Origin of the sequence: Mesorhizobium sp. M7A.F.Ca.US.006.04.2.1 (assembly GCF_004022915.1) — a bacterium.
Taxonomy (GTDB): domain Bacteria; phylum Pseudomonadota; class Alphaproteobacteria; order Rhizobiales; family Rhizobiaceae; genus Mesorhizobium; species Mesorhizobium ciceri.
Map to the genome: position 1 here is coordinate 1 of NZ_RZQA01000756.1, position 3,193 is coordinate 3,193.

General features: G+C 64.0%; 4 protein-coding genes and 1 riboswitch. Of the genes, 3 read left to right on the forward strand and 1 reads right to left on the reverse strand.

The window, feature by feature from the left end:
- Nucleotides 1–498: heparan-alpha-glucosaminide N-acetyltransferase domain-containing protein (locus EN925_RS29455; RefSeq protein ID WP_128337122.1), on the reverse strand; the 498-nt coding region annotated here is incomplete at its 3' end.
- Nucleotides 499–721: 223 nt separating this feature from the next.
- Here EN925_RS29455 and EN925_RS29460 point away from each other — a divergent pair.
- The 3 genes from EN925_RS29460 to EN925_RS29470 all read left to right on the forward strand — a co-directional run bounded on the left by EN925_RS29460 (nt 722) and on the right by EN925_RS29470 (nt 3,184).
- The gene (locus tag EN925_RS29460; RefSeq protein WP_013531116.1) at nt 722–1,921 is read left to right on the forward strand and encodes an MFS transporter; all 1,200 of its coding nucleotides are present in this window, start codon (nt 722–724) and stop codon (nt 1,919–1,921) included.
- Between the two features lie 65 nt (nt 1,922–1,986).
- A riboswitch (cobalamin riboswitch) is annotated at nt 1,987–2,183 on the forward strand.
- A gap of 35 nt (nt 2,184–2,218) precedes the next feature.
- The gene (locus tag EN925_RS29465; RefSeq protein WP_013531117.1) at nt 2,219–2,398 is read left to right on the forward strand and encodes a CbtB domain-containing protein; all 180 of its coding nucleotides are present in this window, start codon (nt 2,219–2,221) and stop codon (nt 2,396–2,398) included.
- 15 nt (nt 2,399–2,413) lie between these two features.
- Nucleotides 2,414–3,184 carry a CbtA family protein gene (locus tag EN925_RS29470; RefSeq protein WP_127368369.1) on the forward strand — a complete coding sequence of 257 codons (771 nt, stop codon included), beginning with the start codon at nt 2,414–2,416 and terminating at the stop codon, nt 3,182–3,184.
- The last annotated feature ends 9 nt before the right edge of the window (nt 3,185–3,193 follow it).

Sequence of the window (3,193 nt, forward strand, 5' to 3'; positions counted from 1 at the left end):
CCACAGCCATGGGTGATCGAAGGCCTCGAAGCGCAGATAGACGGGGGCGGCGATAACGAGCGCGGCGACGACAAGCGTCAGCAGCGCCGGCAGGCGCAGGAAGGCGAGACCGAGCAGGCTGGCCAGCGCGATCTCGTGCAAGATGCCGAAGAAGATGAAGCCGTCCGGAGTGGCTATGCGGGTGACGACCGAAATCGCGATCGCGGCTCCGGCGACCATGGCGAACCGCTTCCAAAAGCCGTTCCAGCGGATTTGTCGGCCGTGGGCGAGATACAGGCTGACGCCGACCAAGAACAGGAAGGTCGAGGCGATGCAGCGCGCGTAAATCTTCCACCAGCCGAAGGCGGTCAGGCCGGGATCGGTGTAGCCGAAGAACTCCAGATCCCAGGTGAAATGGTAGCTTGCCATGGCGATCAGCGCGATGCCGCGCACGATGTCGATGGCGACGATGCGCTTTGGTCGATCCTGAACGGGCGCGGTCGGCGTTTGGATGCTCATGGTCTCGCATTCTGATTCAGCCCCGCTGGAGGACTATCACGGTTGCCCAGGACAAAAGAAGACCGGCAACCCTGCCGATAACGCCGGATCAGCCGCGGCATTGGGCCAGTGCCGGAAAGCCTTTGGCCGGCTTCGCTTTTGCCGGATGCACGTCGGTTTCCTCTTATTGGCGCTGAGGTCGCCACGGCAGATTTGACCCGGTGAATCTGCTTCGGGGAAAGCAATGTCCACCCATGTGCGCCATCCGATCTGGCTACCGGCCCTCAAGGCCGCGGACGCGCGCACCTTCGCTTCGCTCTATGCGGTCGAATCCTTCGCCCGCGCCACGGTGTCGAGCGTCATCCCGATCCAAGCTTACGAGATCCTGCACAACGAGCAGATCGTCTCGATCCTCTACACCGTCGTGGCGATGCTCGGCCTGTCGGTGACATTGTTCATGCCGATGCTGATCCGCCGTTTCGCCCGGCGCTGGGTCTACACGGCGGGCGCCTGCCTGCTGGCCATCGGCTCGCTGTTCTTCGTCACCGACACGCTTGCCGGGCAACTGGCCGGCATGCTGTGCCGGGTGATGGGAGCCAGCGCGCTGTCGATCACGCTCAACCTCTACATCATGGACCACATCCGCAAGACCGACTTCATGCAGGCCGAATCGCTGCGCATGGCGTGGTCGATGCTGGCCTGGACCGGTGGGCCGACGCTCGGCATCTTCCTCTACACGCGCTTCGGCGTCTATGCCGCGCATGGCGCGGTGGCCGTGTTCGCGTTAGCGCTGCTGGCATTGTTCTGGACCTACCGGCTCGGCGACAACCCGTCGATCCGTCCCGGCAAGACGCGACCAGCCAATCCGCTCGCCAATATCGGCCGCTTCATCGCCCAGCCCAGGCTCAGGCTGGCCTGGCTGATCGCGTTTGGGCGCTCCTGTTTCTGGACGACGTTCTTCGTCTATGGGCCGCTGTTCATGGTCATTACGGGTGAGGGCAAGCTGGCCGGCGGCCTGCTGGTTTCGGCCGGCAACGCGCTTTTGTTCATGGCGATTTTCTGGGGCAAGGCGGGAAAGCGCTTTGGCGGCCGCAGGACCATGACATTTGCCTATTTCGCCATGTCGGTCGCGCTTCTGGCGGCGGGCTTCGTCGGCGAAACCGTGCCGCTGCTCACCGGCGCCTTCTTGCTCTGCGGCGCCTTCTTCACCATTGCGCTCGATGCGCTCGGCTCGACCGCCTTCATGCGCTCGGTGCGCTCCTATGAAAGATCGCAGATGGCGGCGGTCTATCGCACCTATCTCGACTTTTCCGAGCTGACGCCGCCGCTGGTCTATTCGGTGGTGCTGGCCTTCTTCGGCCTGGGCTCGGTGTTCGTCACGCTGGGCCTGCTGGCGGCGGTCTGCGGCTTCGTGACGTGGCGCTATCTGCCGAAATCGCTTTGACCTTCATGGCGCATTCGCAACGGTCGCCGGCGGAATTTGGTTTGCCGGACGCGAGGATTCTGCCTATAGTCGCCGGTGTCGCCGGTTCCATTTTGGAGCCAAGAGGGAATGCGGTAAGGGCGGATTTCGCCCAATGCCGTGGCTGCCCCCGCAACTGTGTGCGGTAGTCCTCTCCATATGCCACTGAAGATTTTTCTTCGGGAAGGTGGGGAAGGACGCTGATCCGTGAGCCAGGAGACCTGCCGGCGACAGGAAACTGACTTCGATGCCCTCGGGTGGAGGGCGAAAGGACAAGACATGACTACCGCTTCCGTCTCCCTCGGCGCTTCCGTCTCCTCGCAGTCGCGCTTCATGCAGCTCGCGCTTGCCGCGCTGCTCGGCATTTTCGTGATGGGCTTTGTCGGCTTCTCGCATATCGATGCGGTCCACAATGCGGCTCACGACTATCGCCATTCGATGGCATTTCCCTGCCACTGACGAGGGGCTGACATCATGAACCTGTTTCGCAACGTCGTGTTCATCGCGGCGATCGCAGGGCTCGTGGCCGGCGTCGTTCTTGCCTGCATGCAGGCCTATGCGACCGTGCCGCTGATCCTGAAGGCGGAGGTCTACGAACAGGCGGGCGGCGGGCATCACCATGACCATGCCGCTCCGGCAGCAACGAATAGCAATGCCATGAGCACAGCCGCTCCGGCCCCTGCCGAAGCGACTGCTGCGGCGGAAGACGAGGGCTGGGCGCCGGCAGACGGTTTCGAGCGTTTCGCCTTCAGCGTGCTTGCCAACATCGTCACCGGCATCGGCTTCGGGTTGATCCTGGTCGCGGTTTCCGAATTCGCCGGCGGCATCGGTGGTTGGCGCCAGGGCGTGTTCTGGGGCCTGGCCGGCTTTGCCGTGTTCACGCTGGCACCGGGCCTCGGCCTGCCGCCGGAACTGCCGGCCATGCCGGCCGCCGATCTCACCCAGCGCCAGATCTGGTGGTGGGCAACGGTGGCGGCAACCGCTGCCGGTCTCGGCCTGATCGCGTTCCGCAAGTCGCTGCCGCTGGCGATCCTTGCCGTCCTTTTGATCGTCGCACCGCATGTTGTCGGGGCACCGCAGCCCGACAGTTACGAGACGGCGATTCCGGAAGGGCTGCATCACCAGTTCGTGGTGGCGGTGACCGTGACCAATCTGGTGTTCTGGCTGGTGCTCGGCGCGGTTGTCGGCGTGGTGCGCGGCCGCTTCACCGGCACCGCGACCAGCCTGCGCGACAGCTTTGCCTGATCGCAAGAC

Coding starts and splice junctions, on each gene's coding strand:
- EN925_RS29460 (WP_013531116.1), top strand. CDS start 722: ATGTCCACCCATGTGCGCCATCCGATCTGGCTACCGGCCCTCAAGGCC.
- EN925_RS29465 (WP_013531117.1), top strand. CDS start 2,219: ATGACTACCGCTTCCGTCTCCCTCGGCGCTTCCGTCTCCTCGCAGTCG.
- EN925_RS29470 (WP_127368369.1), top strand. CDS start 2,414: ATGAACCTGTTTCGCAACGTCGTGTTCATCGCGGCGATCGCAGGGCTC.